Annotated in this window: 13 protein-coding genes; 7 read left to right on the top strand and 6 right to left on the bottom strand. The window is 75.6% G+C overall.

Annotation, left to right across the window (positions count from 1 at the left end; all coding sequences use genetic code 11):
* Window positions 1-32 precede the first annotated feature (32 nt).
* The gene (locus ABZW14_RS14185) at window positions 33-1,265 is read right to left on the bottom strand and encodes a helix-turn-helix domain-containing protein (RefSeq protein ID WP_355345119.1); all 1,233 of its coding nucleotides are present in this window, start codon (window positions 1,263-1,265) and stop codon (window positions 33-35) included.
* 226 nt (window positions 1,266-1,491) lie between these two features.
* Here ABZW14_RS14185 and ABZW14_RS14180 point away from each other — a divergent pair, with 226 nt between their 5' ends.
* The 4 genes from ABZW14_RS14180 to ABZW14_RS14165 all read left to right on the top strand — a co-directional run bounded on the left by ABZW14_RS14180 (window position 1,492) and on the right by ABZW14_RS14165 (window position 5,708).
* Entirely contained in the window at window positions 1,492-2,394 is a 903-nt protein-coding gene (locus ABZW14_RS14180) for a dihydrodipicolinate synthase family protein (RefSeq protein WP_355345116.1), read from the top strand.
* 163 nt (window positions 2,395-2,557) lie between these two features.
* Window positions 2,558-4,615: a M6 family metalloprotease domain-containing protein gene (locus ABZW14_RS14175; protein ID WP_355345113.1), complete on the top strand. Its 2,058-nt coding sequence runs from the start codon at window positions 2,558-2,560 to the stop codon at window positions 4,613-4,615.
* A gap of 71 nt (window positions 4,616-4,686) precedes the next feature.
* The gene (locus ABZW14_RS14170; RefSeq protein ID WP_355345110.1) at window positions 4,687-5,118 is read left to right on the top strand and encodes a hypothetical protein; all 432 of its coding nucleotides are present in this window, start codon (window positions 4,687-4,689) and stop codon (window positions 5,116-5,118) included.
* On the top strand, window positions 5,115-5,708 hold the full coding sequence (locus ABZW14_RS14165; RefSeq protein WP_355345107.1) for a TlpA disulfide reductase family protein: 594 nt from the start codon (window positions 5,115-5,117) through the stop codon (window positions 5,706-5,708). The genes ABZW14_RS14170 and ABZW14_RS14165 overlap by 4 nt, the downstream gene beginning before the upstream one ends.
* Window positions 5,709-5,716: 8 nt before the next feature.
* Here ABZW14_RS14165 and ABZW14_RS14160 read toward each other — a convergent pair whose 3' ends face one another.
* The 3 genes from ABZW14_RS14160 to ABZW14_RS14150 are packed head-to-tail and all read right to left on the bottom strand — an operon-like array spanning window position 5,717 to window position 10,096.
* A complete protein-coding gene (locus tag ABZW14_RS14160) occupies window positions 5,717-6,322 on the bottom strand; it encodes a YdeI/OmpD-associated family protein (RefSeq protein ID WP_355345104.1) in 606 nt (201 codons plus the stop codon).
* 17 nt (window positions 6,323-6,339) lie between these two features.
* On the bottom strand, window positions 6,340-7,746 hold the full coding sequence (locus tag ABZW14_RS14155) for a CoA transferase (RefSeq protein ID WP_355345101.1): 1,407 nt from the start codon (window positions 7,744-7,746) through the stop codon (window positions 6,340-6,342).
* Window positions 7,747-7,783: 37 nt separating this feature from the next.
* Window positions 7,784-10,096, bottom strand: coding sequence for a transglycosylase domain-containing protein (locus ABZW14_RS14150; RefSeq protein WP_355345098.1), 2,313 nt, complete (start codon window positions 10,094-10,096; stop codon window positions 7,784-7,786).
* Between the two features lie 223 nt (window positions 10,097-10,319).
* Between ABZW14_RS14150 and ABZW14_RS14145 the strand changes: the two genes are divergently transcribed.
* Window positions 10,320-11,579: a glycoside hydrolase family 6 protein gene (locus tag ABZW14_RS14145; protein ID WP_355345095.1), complete on the top strand. Its 1,260-nt coding sequence runs from the start codon at window positions 10,320-10,322 to the stop codon at window positions 11,577-11,579.
* 44 nt (window positions 11,580-11,623) lie between these two features.
* Here ABZW14_RS14145 and ABZW14_RS14140 read toward each other — a convergent pair whose 3' ends face one another.
* Together ABZW14_RS14140 and ABZW14_RS14135 are read right to left on the bottom strand one after the other, a co-directional pair.
* Entirely contained in the window at window positions 11,624-12,304 is a 681-nt protein-coding gene (locus ABZW14_RS14140) for a hypothetical protein (RefSeq protein WP_355345092.1), read from the bottom strand.
* Between the two features lie 145 nt (window positions 12,305-12,449).
* Window positions 12,450-13,841, bottom strand: coding sequence for a hypothetical protein (locus tag ABZW14_RS14135; protein WP_355345089.1), 1,392 nt, complete (start codon window positions 13,839-13,841; stop codon window positions 12,450-12,452).
* A 153-nt stretch (window positions 13,842-13,994) separates the two neighbouring features.
* On the opposite strand from ABZW14_RS14135, the gene ABZW14_RS14130 reads away from it, so the two are divergent.
* Window positions 13,995-14,930, top strand: coding sequence for a diacylglycerol kinase family protein (locus tag ABZW14_RS14130; protein WP_355345086.1), 936 nt, complete (start codon window positions 13,995-13,997; stop codon window positions 14,928-14,930).
* Window positions 14,931-14,973: 43 nt separating this feature from the next.
* Entirely contained in the window at window positions 14,974-15,747 is a 774-nt protein-coding gene (locus tag ABZW14_RS14125; RefSeq protein ID WP_355345083.1) for a nucleotidyltransferase domain-containing protein, read from the top strand.
* Window position 15,748 lies beyond the last annotated feature (1 nt).

Below are 15,748 nucleotides of genomic sequence, written 5' to 3'. Positions count from 1 at the left end.
GGCGGGGCGCCGACGGCGTCGCCCCGCCCCTGCTACGGGTCCGGCTGGTATCCGCCGGTGAGGCGGCCCAGCTTCAGCGCGAGGTGCAGGCAGAGCCGCTCGTTGCCGTCCTTGAGGTCGGTGCCGGCGAGCAGCTCCACCCGCTGGAGCCGGTAGTACAGCGTGGTGCGGTGCAGCCGCAGCCGTTCGGCGGTGGCGTGGGCGTTGCCGGCCAGGTCGAGGTAGGCCTCCAGGGTCTCCAGCAGCACCTGGTGCGCCTCGTCGCCGAGCAGCCGGCCCAGCCCCGGGTGCACCCGGGCGACGTCCAGGTGCCGGGCGTCCACCCCGGACAGCAGCCGGTAGATGCCCAGGTCGGCCCAGGGCACGACCGGGCCCAGGGCGGGCAGTTGCAGGCCCACCCGGGCCGCCTGGAACGCCTCCTGGTAGGACAGCACACTGTCGTAGAGCCGGGGCCGGTCGTCGCCGACGCCGAGCACCGTCCGGCTCACCGACGCCAGCCCCCGGGTAGCCGCCCGCAGGGCCTGGTCGAGGTGCGCGGCGGCCTCCTCCGCCCCCACCCGGCCGGTGGCCCGCCCGCCGCACAGCAGCAGCACCCCGTGGTCGTGCCGGACCAGGTGCAGCGTGTCGCGCGACCCCACCCACTGCCGGGTGGCGACCAGCGCGTGCTCCAGGGCGATCCGGGCCGCGTCGTCGAGCACGTCGTCCCGGGTCACCGCGAGCTGGGCGACCAGCGCGGTCACCTGACCGTCGCGGGCCACCACGCCCTCGGTCAGCAGCGACCGGACGGCCTCCCGCCGGGCTTCCGGGGACTCGACCAGGAGCGTACGGGTGGCCTCGGCCTCTCGCTGCGAGGTCAGCTCGCCGAGCAGGTTCTCCCGGTAGAGGGCCAGCGACAGGTCCGGCACGGCCTCGGTCACCACCGAGATCTCGTCGTCGGTCATCCCGTCGGCCGCGTCGATGAACCAGACGAAGCCCAGCAGCAGGTCCTGGTGCCGGATGGGCACGCAGACCCGGGGGAGCAGGTCCAGGTCGGGACGGGCCGGGGTACGCACGGGCTGCCGGGCCTCCATGATGCCGATCTCCCGGGCCCAGGCGATCATCTCCGGGGTGGTGTGCCGGCGCAGGATCGAGCTACGACGTACCCCGTCGATCACCCCCGTGTGTTCGCTGTAGACGACGACGCGCTGGCGCCGGTCCTCGATGAGTGCCGGACGCTTCACCCGCGCCGCGACCCGGTCGACGATGCGTTGCAGCTCCATGCGCATGCGCTTCTCCCGGACCGGCCCGTGCCCGCGGGATCACCGCACGCGCGGGCCATGTGTGCTGGTAAGGACCCCTGGGCCTACCCTCCGATGATGTTGGCCGGGCGCGCAATACCCGCGAGAGCCGTAGAAGGTAACAGTGAGCGGTTCCGGCATCTGTCGGAAGACCGCGGGCCGGGACGCCACCTAACGTGTGCGGGGCCGGTTCCACTGAGAAGGGAACACCGTCGTGGCCGCAACCACGCCGTGGCAGGGTGTCGTCGTCGCCCTCCCCACGCTGTTCCGGAACGACCTCTCCGTCGACTACGACCGGCTCCAGGAGCATGTGCGGTGGCTCGGCGACGCCGGCTGCCGGGGCGTGACCCCGTGTGGCCCGCTGGGGGAGTACCCGGCCCTGTCCGAGGGGGAGCGCGCCGACGTGGTCCGCGCCGCCGTGGAGGCGGCGCCGCCGGGCTGCGCGGTCCTGCCGGCCGTCGGGGCGTACGGCAGCAGGCAGGCATGCCAGTGGGCCGAGCAGGCGCGCGCCGCCGGTGCGCGGGCGGTGCTCGTCCCGCCGCCGGTCGGCTACCCGGGTGGCCCCGCCGAGGTGGTCGCGCACTACCGCGAGGTGGCCGCCGTCGGGCTGCCGGTGGTGGTGTGCCGCGACCCGGCCGAGGCCACCGTGGACCTCACGCCGGAGCTGGTGGCCCGCATCGCCGAGACCGACGGCGTGGTGGCGGTACGGGAGGACGACGTCCGCCGGCTGCACCGGGTCCGCGACCTCTGCCCCCACCTCGACGTGCTGGCCGGCGCCGACGACGTGCTGCTGGAGCTGACCGTGTGCGGCGCGACCGGGTGGCTCGCGCGCTGCCCCAACGCCCTGCCCCGGCTCTGCCTGCGCCTGCACCGGCTCTGCGCGGCCGGCGACCTGGCCGCCGCGCTGCCGCTCTACGCCCGGCTGCACCCTCTGCTCGGCTGGGGCGCCCGCACCGAGGGTGTGCAGGCCATGAAACTGGCCATGGGGCTGGCCGGCCGGTACGGCGGCCCGTGCCGCCCGCCCCGGGGCGCGCTGGCGCCCGAGCTGGAGGAACGGCTGTGCCGGGACCTGCGGCGGGCCGAGCGGGCCGACACCGCGCCCGTCCCCAGTACGTGACCGTCCTGCACGTGTCGGAAGTCGCCGGCCCACCTGCCGACATCTGCACGGTGACCGCCCCGCCGGCCGGCTCCTAGGGTCGGAATCGGGCGTGATCAATGCGGGCGGCGAGCGCCTCCTGATCGTCCCGCCCTCACCCGCTCCCGACCTGAGAGGTGACTCGATGCACCTTCTGCCCACCAGGCGTGCGGTGTGGCGCTCGGTGCTGGCGGCCGCCGTCACGACCGTCCTGGTCGCGACCGGCTCCGCCGGGCCGGCCGCCGCCGCACCGGGCGACCCGCCGGCCGGACCCGCCCCGTTCCAGCCGCTCGACCCCCAGCGCTGGCAGAACCCCGACACGATGACCTGGGACGACTACCGGCAGGTGCCGGGCCGCAACTGGGCCGACCCGACCGTGCGCGGCTCGGTCCGCAACTTCAACATCGCCCTGGTCACGCTGGACTACGTGGACCAGCCGTTCGTCATCACCCAGCCGGCCGGCTCGACGGTCTTCGGCAACCCGCAGGCGACCGCCGCGAACGTGCCGCGCGACCAGGTCGCGGGGTTCTACACGGACTTCCTCAACAAGCCGGGCGACCTGAACCGGGGACACACCCTGCACGAGTACTGGATGCAGGACTCCAACGGCCGGTACGGGGTGGACCTGAGCGGCTTCGGCCCGTACCGGATGCCGGCGAAGTCCTACCAGTACGGCATCGACAACGGCTTCAACCCCGGCGCCTGCCCGACCGGGGAGGCGTGCGCCAAGAACATCCGCACCGACGGGCTGGGCGCCTGGCGCGCGGCGGTCGGCGACGCGGTGGCCGACAGCTTCGAGCTGGTCTTCATCCTCTCGGCCGGCCAGGACGAGTCGTCGACCTGGCAGGAGTTCGGCCAGATGATGTTCCAGACGAAGGAGGACGTGCCGGACGCGTGGGGCCCGCCGGACCCCACCCTGCCCAACTACGCGAAGACCCGGTACGTCGAGTGGACCTCGTGGAAGGCGGCCGCCACCATCTGGCCCAACGCCGGGGGCGGTTCCTCCACCCAGGCGGAGAGCTCCGGCCAGGGCGTGTACGCCCACGAGCTGAGCCACCTGCTGAGCATCGGCGACAACTACAACAACCCGTACGGCACGCCGTTGCGCCGCGCGTACACCGGCATCTGGAGCATGATGTCGCGCGGGTCGTTCAACGGTCCGGGCGGACCGCACACCCGCTGGCAGATCCCACCGGTCAACGGCGGCTCGATGGGCTCGCTGCACATGCTGCGGGACAAGCTGAAGATCGGTCTGCTCGGTGAGGAGCACGTGCTGCGGCTGTCCCGGGAGGGGCTGGCCACCTCCGGAATGGTGGTCGCCGACGTGACCGCCCGCGCCGTGGACGCCGGTCCCGGCGGTCTCACCGGCCTCAACATCGCGATGAACACCGACCGCTCGCCGGCGTGCAGCGTCACGACCGACCCGCTCTGCGACGGCGGCCGGTACAACAACTACACCGTCGAGGTCGTCGACCGCCTGGGCGCGGACTCGTTCACCCCGGACAACGGCGTGCTGATCAGCAAGACCAAGAACACCGACAGCGCGCCGTTCGTGTGGGTGGTCGACGCCAACCCGCAGGACATCGACATGGTCGACTTCTACCAGCCGAACGGCACCCCGCAGAAGATCACCATGGGCGACTACCGGCAGCTGTCCGACGCGCTGTTCCACGCCGGGGCCAACTCCGGCAGCGAGTACGAGTACGTGGACGAGGCCAACCGGCTGCACTTCTACGTGCTCAACCTGCGCCGGGACGGCGACGGGGTGCTGTCGTACACGGTGGCCGTCCGGTCGCTCGACGGCGCCGGGCCGAGCACGCACGGGGTGGCGTTGTCCAAGGGCCACCTGGTGACCCGGGGCCAGCCCACCGGCACGGGCGCCACCTGCACGTTCGACCTGACCAACACCGGGACGTACGTGGCCGGTGAGCAGCCGCACCCGGAGGACGCGGGGGCGTACCTGCGGTCCGACGTCTACCGGCTGTCGGCGACCGTCGGCGGCCAGGGCTGGCGGGTCGAGCTGCCGAACGAGCTGGCCACGGCCGAGTTCGGGGCCAGCACCCCGGTCGCCGTCTCGGTCGGCGCGGGCTCCGATGCGACCGCGACCACCCTGGTGACGCTCACCGCCACCTCGGAGAGCGACCCGAGCCGGACCGTGACCAGCCAGTGCCGGGTCGAACGGCCCCGGGCACAGCTCGGCTGACCGCGCACCGGGGCGGCGCGGCCCGCGTGGCCGCGTCGCCCCGGACCCGCCCCGACGACCAGGAGGACAAGATGCGCCGCCTGCTGGCAGCGCTGGTGCTGCCGTCGCTGCTCACCGGCGTGCTCACCGCGTGCGGTGACGCCGAGGAGGCCCGGAAGGCGATGACCGTGCGGGTGCTCGTCCGCGACATCAACATACGGCCGGCGGGCGTCGAGTGCGCCGGCACGGGCCCCTACACCCACTTCCACAACCGGTCGCCGTTCCAGGTCGTCGACGCCGCCGGCCGGACGCTCGCCGAGGGCGCGCTCTCCCCGGGCCGGTCGGTGGCGACCTTCGCCGAGGATCTGGAGGTGCCGCGCGTGCCGACGTACTGCGAGTTCGCCGTGCCGGTCGACCTGGTTGCGCGGGACGCCTACCGGCTGATCGTGGACGGTCACCCGCCGGTCGACCTCACCCCGAACGACAGCGAGGGACCGGCCCTGGTCGCGGTGGTGCCGTCATGACCCGGGGGTACGCCGTCCGCCTGGCCGCCGTCGCCCTGGCGGCGGCGCTCGCCGTGACGGGCTGCTCCGGCGGCGACGAGCCGCCCGCGCGGCCGGCGCCGGTCGCCGGTGGCGCCGCGGCACTGCCCGGACCGGCCCCGGCGGGCCTCGCGCTGCGCCCGGCGCCGTCCGGGGCGCCCGGCGCGCCCGCCGTCACCGGCACGCTCACCGACGGCAGCCCGGTCGCCCTCGCCGACCTGTGGGCCGACCGTCCGGTCGTGCTGGTCTTCTTCACCTCCTGGTGCACGGTCTGCGCCGATCGCCAGGCGGCCCTGAGCGAGCTGGCCCGCCGCCACGCCGACGAGGTCGTCCTCGTCGGGGTGGCCACCGAGGACCGGCCCGAGGACGTCCAGCGTTACCTGCGGGAGCACCGGGTCGGGTACCCGGTGGTGCTCGACGCCGACGGCACGGTGTGGCGGTCATACGCGGTCCGCGAGCCCCCGGCCGTGGTGGTGGTCGCCAAGGGCGGCGCGCTGCTGCGCGGCTGGCCGGGCGGCGTGGACGCGGCCACCCTCGACATCGAGTTGCGCCGGCTCGTGCTCGCGGGCTGACCGGGGGATCAGTCCGCTGCGGGAGGCCGGCGCTTCTGCGGGTGCGGGGTCTCGCCCCGGGCCAGCATGTCGACGAACTCGGTGATCCGCCGGGCCCGGGTCTCCGCCCGCTTGAGACTGGCGAGCCGGTAGATGATCGACCACCGGTTCTGGGCCGTGAGCACCTCGAACATCGCCCGGGCGCGGTCGTTCCCGGCCAGCGCGCCGGCCAGGTCCGCCGGGACCTCGGCGGTGGCCTGCCCGGCGTACGCGGCGTCCCAGCGGCCGTCGGCCCGGGCGCGTTCCACCTCGACGAGCCCGGGCGGTCGCATCCGGCCCTCCTCGACCAGGCGGGCGACGATCCCCACGTTCCGCGCCGACCAGGGGCTGCGCCGCCGGCGCGGGGTGAAGCGCTGCTGGAAGGTGGTCTCGTCCCGGCGCCGCTTCTGGCCGTCGATCCAGCCGTGGCACAGCGCCTCGTCCAGGGCCTGGTCGTAGGTCAGGCTGGTGGGGGTGGTGGTGCCCCGCCTGGCCAGCACCAGCCACACGCCCGCCGGCTCGTCGTGGTGGGCGGCGAGCCAGTCCCGCCAGGCGTCCGCGTCCGGCACCACCAGCTCCGGCGGTTCCTGCGCCATCGGTTCCTCCTCCGTGCTCAGCGCGCCGGCCAGGCCGCCGGGTCGCCGCCCCAGCGCGTCGGCGGGGTCGCCCAGGTACGCCGGCCGCCGGGCAGGGTGAGCGGCGGCAGCGCGTACCGGAGGCGGCCCGCGGGGGCGTCCCGCTCGGCGCACCACGGGTCGGGGTCCGGCGGGGCGCCGGCCGGGGCCGATCCGGCCGGCAGGTCGTGCCGCAGCCACCGGGCGGTACGCGCCAGCGACAGCTCCGCCGTCCAGGCGCCCCCGTCGTTCCCGCGCCGGGCCAGCGCCCGGAGCACCGCCGCGGCGAGGAGGTAGCCGGCGCCGTGGTCGAGCGCCTGGGCGGGCAGCACGCCCGGGGTGCCGTCCGGCTGCCGCTCGACCTCGGCGATGCCGGTGGCGGCCTGCACCAGGCTGTCGAAGCCGCGCCGCCCGGCCCACGGGCCGCTGCCGCCCCACGCCGACAGCCGCGCCACCACCAGGTCGGGGCGGTGCCGCCGCAGCGCCTCGGGACCGAGGCCCCACCGGTCCAGGGCCCCCGGCCGGTAGCCGGTGACCACCACGTCGGCGTCGGCGACCAGCGCCGCGAACCGGGCCCGGTCGCCCTCGCGGGTCAGGTCGAGCAGGGCGGAGCGCTTGCCGGCGTCGGTGTCCAGGTGCTGCGGCTCCAGCTCCGGCAGCCCGGGGGAGTCGACGCGCAGCACGTCGGCGCCGAGCAGGGCGAGGAACCGGGTGGCCACCGGGCCGGCGATCACCCGGGTGAGGTCGAGCACGCGTACCCCGTCGGCCGGGAGCCCGGGCGGCGCGGGCGGCGCCGGGCGGGCCGCCGCCGGGGCGTCGGCGCGCAGCCGGACCAGGGGCTCCGCCGCGACGGCTGCGGCCTGCGGGTGGGCGTCCCACTGCTCGGGGCTGCGGGCGGCGACGGCCAGCCCGTCGGCCGCGGTCACCCGCTGTTCGACCTCGGCCGCCGGGCGGGCGGCGATCCGCTCGCCCACCGCCGCCACCAGCGCCTCGTCGTCGGGGCGGTCCGGGTCGAGGTCGAGCGCGGCCAGCAGCCGCCGCCGGTGGTGCGGGTAGTTGGCGTGGGTACGCACCCAGCCGTCCGCGGCCGGCCAGTACCGGGACAGCGGGGCGAAGCCGCTGAACGCCCGCCCGTCCACCCGCAGGTGCCGTTCGCTCGTGAAGGAGACCGCCACGGCGCGGCTGTCCACCGTCAGCGGGCCGTCCGTCGCGGCCCCGCGTTCCCGGGCCAGCTCCAGGGCGGCCAGCCCGGCGGCGGCGACGCACGACACGGCCAGGCCGGTCACCGGCAGCCGCGCCGGCAGCACGCCGTCGGGGCCGGCCGGCCGCACCGCCGACGCGGCGGCCGGGTCACCGCCCAGCGCCGCCCAGGCCGCCCTGATCGCCTCCGTCGTCGGGTCCCCCACGCCGTCGATCATCGCACCGCCGGTGGCGGCCCGGGGCTCACCGGGGCCGCCGGGTCTTCGACGGCGACAGGCTCGGCAACGGGCTGAACGAGGGGGAGACGGTCGGCGGCGCGGTCGGCCGCTCGCTCGGGGTGGGGCTCGGGCGCGACGGCGCCGGGCTCGGGGTCGGCCGGGCGGACGGGGTGGGCGAGGAGGTCGCCGGCGGCGTTGCCGGTGCGCTGGTCTCCGGTGGGTCGTCCGGGAACGCCGGATCCTGGAAGCGGTACTTGCCCGGGTCCAGCTTCAACGCCGCGGTCGCGTCCGCCATGAACTGCCGCCAGATCGGCCCCGGCCCGGTGGAGCCGTAGACCTCGTAGCTGCCGTCCGTCGTCTTGAGCGGCTTGCCGTCGGTGGTGCCCAGCCAGACGGCGGAGGCCAGCGCGCCGGTCCAGCCGACCATCCACGTGTGCACGTTCTGGGTGGTGCTCTGCCCGGCCTGCCAGGTGCCCGTCTTGCCGGCGGAGTCCCAGTCGTTGTCGAGCTTGGCCGCCTTGACGCGGCGCAGCGTCCAGTCGAGCTGGTTGATCGCCTCCTGGTCGAGGCCCAGGTCGGTCGTCTTGAGCTGCTCGCCGTAGATCTTCTCGTCGCCCTTGGTCACCGACCGGACGAAGTGCGCCTCGGCGCGCTTGCCGCCGGCCGCGAACGTGGCCATTCCGTTGGCGTGGTCCTGCACGCTGATGCCGTACTGGCCGATGCCCACCTCGGTGGAGAACCGGCGGGCCACCTCGTCCGCGGGCTCGTTCCGCAGATCCACCCGCTGGGGCTGCGGGTTGCCCTTGACGGTCTCCCACATCGACTCGACCCCGGCCCGCTTCGCCATGTCGATGACCTTGGCGGTGCCGAGCTTCTCGGTCAGCTCGAAGTAGGTGACGTTCAGCGAGGCGACCGTCGCCTCCCAGAGCGCGCAGTTCGGCTGGCAGGCCGCGTGTTCGGCGTTGCGGATCGGGCCGGCCGCGCTGCCCTTGGTCCGCCCCGACTCGGGGAACTCCTTGGTGTCCGGCGAGTCGAACCGCTGCTTCACCGAGATACCGTTCTCCACGGCGGCGGCCAGGTCGTACACCTTGAACGAGGAGCCCGGCGGGTGCTGGCCGAACCCGCGGGCCTGGCCGTTCTCGTCGCGGTACCAGCCGGCGTAGTCGGCGCCGGAACCGCTGCCGCCCCCGTAGTAGCCGAGCACCCGGCCGGTGCCGGGCTCGACCGCGACCAGCGCGGCCTGCCAGTTCTTCGGCTGGTCCCGGACCGCCTTCGGCGCGGTGTCCCGGCGGATGTCGGCGGCGGCCTCCGCGGCGTCCTGCACCCGCTTGTCGATGGTGGTGACGATCTTGTAGCCGCCGTCGCGGATCACCTCGTCCGACTTGCCGCGGAACTCCTCGGTATCCCGCAGTTCGCTGAGCACGTGGTTGACGACCAGGCCGGTCGGCCGGTCCAGGTCCGAGCGGCCCGCGTCGCGGTCGATCGGCCGCACCGAGTCCGGGTACGCGAGGTTCGCCGCCTGCTCCGACGTGAGGTAACCGAGCTTCACCATGCCGTCGCGGATGTAGTTCCAGCGGTCGATCGAGTTCTGCTTCGCGAGGGCGTTGCGCCGGGGGTCGTAGCCGGGGGAGCCCTCGGGGTCGGCCGGGTCCGCCTCCGGCTGCTTCACCATGGCGCAGAGCACCATCGCCTCGGCCTGGGTGAGCTGCTGCTTCGGCGGGGCGTCCCGGCGCACCGTCTTGCCGAAGAAGGTCTGCGCGGCGGCCTCGATCCCGTACGCGCCCCGGCCGAACGGGACGGTGTTCAGGTAGAAGCCGAGGATCTCCTCCTTGCTGTAGGTGTCGTCCAGCTTCCAGGCGACGACCGCCTCGCGCAGCTTCCGCGAGTAGGTCACCCCGCGCAGGTCGGCGGCGACCCGGGCATACTGCTGGGTCAGCGTGGAGGCGCCCTGCCGCTGCCCGCCGGTGACGTTCGCCCAGGCCGCCCGGAGCACGCCCTTGAAGTCCACGCCCTTGTTGGTCCAGAAGGTGCGGTCCTCGGCCGCCACGATGGCCTGCTTGGCCGAGTCGTTCATCTGGTCGTACGGGACGATGGTGCGGTTCTCCGCGCCCAGCTTCGCCATGGGCGTGCGCCCGTCGGCGTAGTAGACGGTGGTCGACTCCGGCAGCTTGAGGTCGGTGGGCGTCGGCACGCTGTCGAAGTAGTAGCCGCCGGCCAGCAGGCCCGAGCCCGCCAGCAGCGCGAACACCGCCAGGAAAACCAGCAGGCGATGGCGTCGACGCTTCCGCCCTGGGGTGGGGGTCGCGGAAGCGTCGTCGTGGTCACCGGTCTGATGCATCCGCACCCGATACCCTCCGACTGCTCGGCCGAATCGTGTCCCTGCCCGGCTCGCAGGCTAGCGGAGCTGCGGCGACGGCACCGGCCTCCGGCGGATCCGGTGTGGTGTTGGTCGCGCGGGCCCGGCGCGGGACATTGACAGTCGCGGCTGCGCCGGGCAGGCTCGGACGAGCTGCGGGAACGCTCCCATCACCCGTTCCCCCGTCCCCCTCAGGAGCAATGACGTGGCCCTGACCCCCTTCCGGCGGCGCGCCCTGACCGGTGTCGCCGCCGTCGCCGCGACCCTCGCGGCAGCCGTGCCCTTCTCGCCCGCACCGGCCGGCGCCGAACTCCGCGACGGCGTGCGGTTCTACACGCCCCGGCCCGACCACGGGGCGGTGGCCCAGATCGCCGAGCTGACCGCCGCCGGTCACCGCCGGGAGGCCGCCGGGCTGCGCGCCATGATCCAGACGCCGCAGGCGGTCTGGGTGACCGGCGGATCCGCCGCCGCGGTCGGCCGGACGGTCAACGCCGAGGTACGCCGGGCGGCCGGCAAGAAGACCGTGCCCGTGCTGGTTGCCTACAACATCCCGTTCCGCGACTGCGCGCAGTACTCGGCGGGCGGCGCCACCTCGGTGGCCGAGTACGAGCAGTGGATCGACGCCTTCGCCCGCGGCATCGGCGGCCACGAGGTGGCCGTCATGCTGGAGCCCGACGGCCTCGGCATCATCCCCTGGTACACCACCATCAACGGCAGCCAGGACTGGTGCCGCCCGGCTGAGGCGGACCCGGCGACGGCCGCCGCCGACCGGTTCGCGATGCTCAACTACGCCGTCGACAAGCTCACCGCGCTGCCCCGCACGAGCGTCTACCTCGACGGCACGCACAGCGCCTGGCTCGGGGTCGGCGACGCCGCTGACCGGCTGGTCAAGGCGGGCGTCGGCCGGGCCGACGGCTTCTTCCTCAACGTCTCCAACTATGAGACGACCGAGCGGCAGCTCAAGTACGGCGACTGGATCTCCAAGTGCGTCCACTACGGCACCGAGGGTCCAGAGTGGGCGCGCGGCCACTTCGACTGGTGCGCCAGCCAGTACTACCCGGCCGACCCGGCCGACTTCAGCACCTGGGGCCGCACCGACGCCTGGTACGCCGAGAACGTCGGCGACGTGCCGGCGGACCGGCTGGCCCACTTCGTGGTGGACACCAGCCGCAACGGGCAGGGGCCGTGGACCCCGCCGGCCGGGGTGAGCTGGCCGGACCCGCAGACCTGGTGCAACCCACCCGACCGGGGGCTCGGGCTGCGGCCCACCACGGCCACCGGTGACCCGCTCGCCGACGCGTTCCTGTGGGTGAAGACGCCCGGCCAGTCCGACGGGCAGTGCGACCGGGGCACCGGCACCGGGCGCGACCCGGCGCGCGGCGGCATCGCCGACCCGGCCGCCGGCGCCTGGTTCGACGAGCAGGCTCTCGAACTGGTGCGGTACGCCAGCCCACCGCTGCGCTGAACCGATCCGGGTCGGGGCGTCGACCGCCCCGGCCCGGATCCCGCTCAGCTCAGGGCCCACCCGGCGGTCCGGCCGTTGCGGGCCCGGCCGCTGATCCGGCGCACCGGCCAGCGCCCGTTGGCGCCGGGCTGTTCGGCCCAGACCGGCGACAGCCGCCACATCGGGTGGGTGGTGGTGTCGCCCGGTCCCGCGAAGGGCTCCCGGTCGGCGTACCCGTGCCGCCGGAACAGGTCCCGGTCGGTCTCCGTGAACGCCTCCGCGTACGTCGGCAGGCTCAGCGTGTCCATCCACCGCTGGGCGCCGGCGAGCACCGCGGCGGCGCGGCGGAGGGTTGCCGGGCCGGGCGCCGCCAGCAGTGCGAGGTGGTTGTGCGCCTCCGCCGGTCGCCGGGCGGCGAGCGCCTCGTCGAGCCGCAGGAAGCGCTCCTCGTCCGGGCCGGCGGCCGCGGCCAGGCGGTCGGCGTACCGGGCCGGCGACGGGATGGGCCGGTAGCGGTGGAACCACACGGTCGCCGCCGTGCCGTCCCCCAGAAGGAACGCGTCGCCGAAGAGCATCGCGTGTTCGGTCCAGATCCGGGCCACGGCGGCCAGCACGGCGGTGCGGCGATGCGCGTCCGGGACGAGCCAGGCCGCGAGGGCGGTGGGGGCGAGGGCCTCGGCGACGAGGTCGGCGATCCGGCCGATGTCGCACCACCGGGCCCGGACCACGGGTGTGGCTGTACTCATGAAAACTCCTGGTCACCAGGGTGATCGCGGAAGTGGGAGGCGCCGGGAGCGGTGGTCGGCCGGCGCCGGCCGTGAGCGGCCGTGCAACTGACGCGGGGCGGAGGCCGGGGCGTCGGATGCCCAGGCGGTTGCTGCCGCCGGCCGCTCAGGCGGGCCGGGTGTCCGGGCGCGGCGAGCGCGACGCCGGCGCCGGGTCGTCGGCCCGGCCGCTGCGGCCGCCGGTCAGCACCGGCGGGGCCCAGGGGGTGGCGCCGACGACGGCCGTCACACCGTGACCGGCGCCCGGCGACCCGGCCGCCGCGCTACCCGGCGGGGCCGGCAACGCCGGGGTCCGGTCCACGTCCGTCTGGGTCGGGCCCGGCCGGGAGGGCTGTCCGCTGCCGGCCTGGCCCGGCCGCGCGGTACGGATGGCGTCCGACGGACCTCTGGTGGCCAGGCCCGCGTCCGCCTCGGCGGCATGGCCGTTGGCGTGGGCCGGAACCCCCGAGGTGTCGGCAGACCCGCGCGGGGCCGGACGATCAGCGCGGCCGGTGGTGCCGGCGGCGTCGGCAGGCGGCGACGCGCTGGGCAGCGTGCCGGGCGGCTTGCCCGGCGGCGACGCGCTGGGCAGCGTGCCGGGCGGCTTGCCCGGCGGGTTGGTGCCGGGTGGTGGCGTGGTGACCGGACCCCTGGGCGGGTGCAGCAGGTCGCTCACGGGCGTCAGCGGCGCCAGGATCGGACCCAGTGGCCGGCGCACCGGCTCCACGGCTCGCCACACGGGGGAGAGAATCGGGCCGAGCGGCCTGGTGACCGGCCGGAGCGCGCCGGCCACCGGGGCGAGCACCCGGTCCCGCACCGGGTCGGTGACCGGCCGCAGCGCCCCGGCCGCCGGGTCGAGCACCCCCGCGCGGATCGGGGCCAGGGCCTTGCCGAGCCCGCCGCCCGCCCGCCGCTCCGGCCCGGTCGCGGCGCGCCGCGGATCGACCGGCCGGCGGGTGCCGTCGCGGGAGTCCGCACGGGACCACCGGGCGCCGTGGGCATCCGCGTTGGAGCGCCGGGCTTCGTGGCGGGCGTCCGCGCCGGAGCGCCGGGCTTCGTGGCGGGTGTTCGGGGCGGACCGCCGGCCGGCGTGGCGGGCGTCCGCGCCGGACCGCCGACCGTCGTGGCGGGCGCTCGGGGCGGACCGCCGATCGTGGTGGCGGGCGTCCGGGGCGGTCCGCCGGCCGGCCGATCCCCAGGTGCGGGCCGAACCGGGACGGGTGGCGGGAGCGGCGGTGCGGCCGTCCGGCCGGGTGACCACCCGGCGGTCCGGTCGCGCCCCGGCGCGATCGCCGGAAACGGGTGCCGACGCCGCGCCGGAGATGGAGTGATTCACCGCGTCGAGGACCGGGCTCAGCGTGCCGGTGAGCAGGCGGACGGCGCCGGACGGGGGACGCTCGGCCGCCTGCGCGGCGCTGCCGGCGGCGGCCTCGTGGACGCCCCAGACCGCCGCGACCCCGCCCAGCAGCAGGCCGAGACGCAGCGCGACCCGCGTCAGCCGTCCGCCGCCTCGCGTCATCCCGGGCACCCCCCCGATCACCGGGCAACGCCGGCGATCGCCCGTACTGTACCGAACGAGGTCGGTCGATCACAGCCTGCGGCTGATCCGAATCGGGCGTGTCCCCCGCCCGGCAGGCGTGGGCGAGCGGGCGGCGGGGTACCAACGAAGGCCATGAGCACGAGCACGGCCGACCGCCCCACCACCGAGACCGGCGTGCCGCCGGCCGGCGTGGTAGCGGTCGTGGCCCACCGGAAGAAGACCTTCGGCGGCGGTCTCGACGAGCTGCGCGCCGGCCTGGTCGCCGCCGGGGTCGGGCGGCTCCTCTGGTACGAGGTGCCGAAGAGCCGCAAGGCGCCGAGGAAGGTCCGCAAGGCGCTGGACAAGGGCGCCGAGCTGGTCCTCGTCTGGGGCGGTGACGGCATGGTGCGGCGTTGTGCCGACACCCTCGCGGGATCGGACGTGCCCATCGGCATCCTGCCCGCCGGCACCGCCAACCTCTTCGCCACCAACCTCGGCATCCCCGCCGACCTCCCCGAGGCGCTCCGGATCGCCCTGCACGGCCGGCGGCGCGAGCTGGACCTGGGCCGGCTCAACGGGGAGCACTTCGCGGTGATGGCCGGCGCCGGATTCGACGGCGACCTGATCCGCGACGCCGATCGCAAGCTCAAGGGCAGGCTCGGCCGGATCGCGTACGTCTGGACCGGGCTGCGGCACGTCCGCGGCGAGTGCGTACGGACCCGGATCCGGGTCGACGGCGCGGACTGGTTCGACGGGGAGGCGAGCTGCGTGCTGTTCGGCAATGTCGGCACCATCACCGGCGGCATCCCCGCCTTCGACGACGCCCGGCCCGACGACGGCGCGCTGGAGATCGGCGTGTCCACCGCCAGCGGCGCCGTGGACTGGGCCCGCACGCTGGGACGGATGGCCGCCGGCCGGTCCGAGGAGTCGCCCTTCGTCCGGATCACCCGGGGGCGGAGGGTCACCGTCCGCTTCGCCGAGCCGAAGACGTACGAGCTGGACGGCGGCGCGCGGGGGACCGCCAAGAAGCTGAAGGTGAAGGTGGTCCCGGGCGCGCTGACCGTCTGCTGCCCCGACCCGCCGGACTGACCCCGGCCCGCGCCGCCGCGCCGCCGAGCGGCAGGATGCCGGCATGGACGACGACGTGCGCCGCTATCTCGACGAGCTGGTCGGGCGGGCCCGGGCCGTGCTCGGCGACGACCTGGTCGGCGCGTACGCGGCCGGCTCGGTGGGGCTGGGCGCGTACCAGCCGGGACGCAGCGACGTGGACGTGGCCCTCGTGGTCGCCCGGCCGGTGGACGGGCCGGCGAAGCGGGCGCTGGTGGACCGGCTGCGGCACGAGGCGCTGGCGTGCCCGGCGCGAGGGCTCGAACTGGTGGTCTACCGGCGGGTCACGGCCGCCTCCGGCACCCCCGAGCCGGGCTTCGAGGTCGAGCTGAACAGCGGCGCGACCATGCCGTTCCGGGCCACCTACGACCCCGCCGACCGGCCCGCCGCCGACGGGCGGTTCTGGTACGCCCTGGACCGCAGCATCCTGCGCCAGTCCGGGCTGGCCCTTCTCGGGCCGCCCGCCGCCGAGGTCTTCGCCGATCCCGGGCCGGTGGAGCTGCGGCGGCTGCTGGTCGAGGCGCTGCGCTGGTGGCTGGCCCTGCCCACCCCGCCCGGCGACGCCCCTGCCCCGGGCGCCGAGGACGCGGTGCTGGGCGCCTGCCGCGCGCTGGTCCGCTGCCGCGACGGCGTCTGGCTGGGCAAGGTGGACGCCGGGCGGCGGCTCGAAGCCGACGACCCGGACGCCGAGCTGATCCGCCGCTCCATCGTGGCCCGCCGGGGCGGCCCTCCACCGGCCGGCCCGGAGGCCCGCGCCTTCCAGCGACGCGTGCTGGACCAGATCGCCGGGACGCATTGAC

It is taken from the genome of Micromonospora sp. NPDC004551 (assembly GCF_040609975.1).
Lineage (GTDB): Bacteria > Actinomycetota > Actinomycetes > Mycobacteriales > Micromonosporaceae > Micromonospora.
Note: the sequence above shows the minus strand (reverse complement) of the source record. Positions and strands in the feature narration are given on the sequence as shown.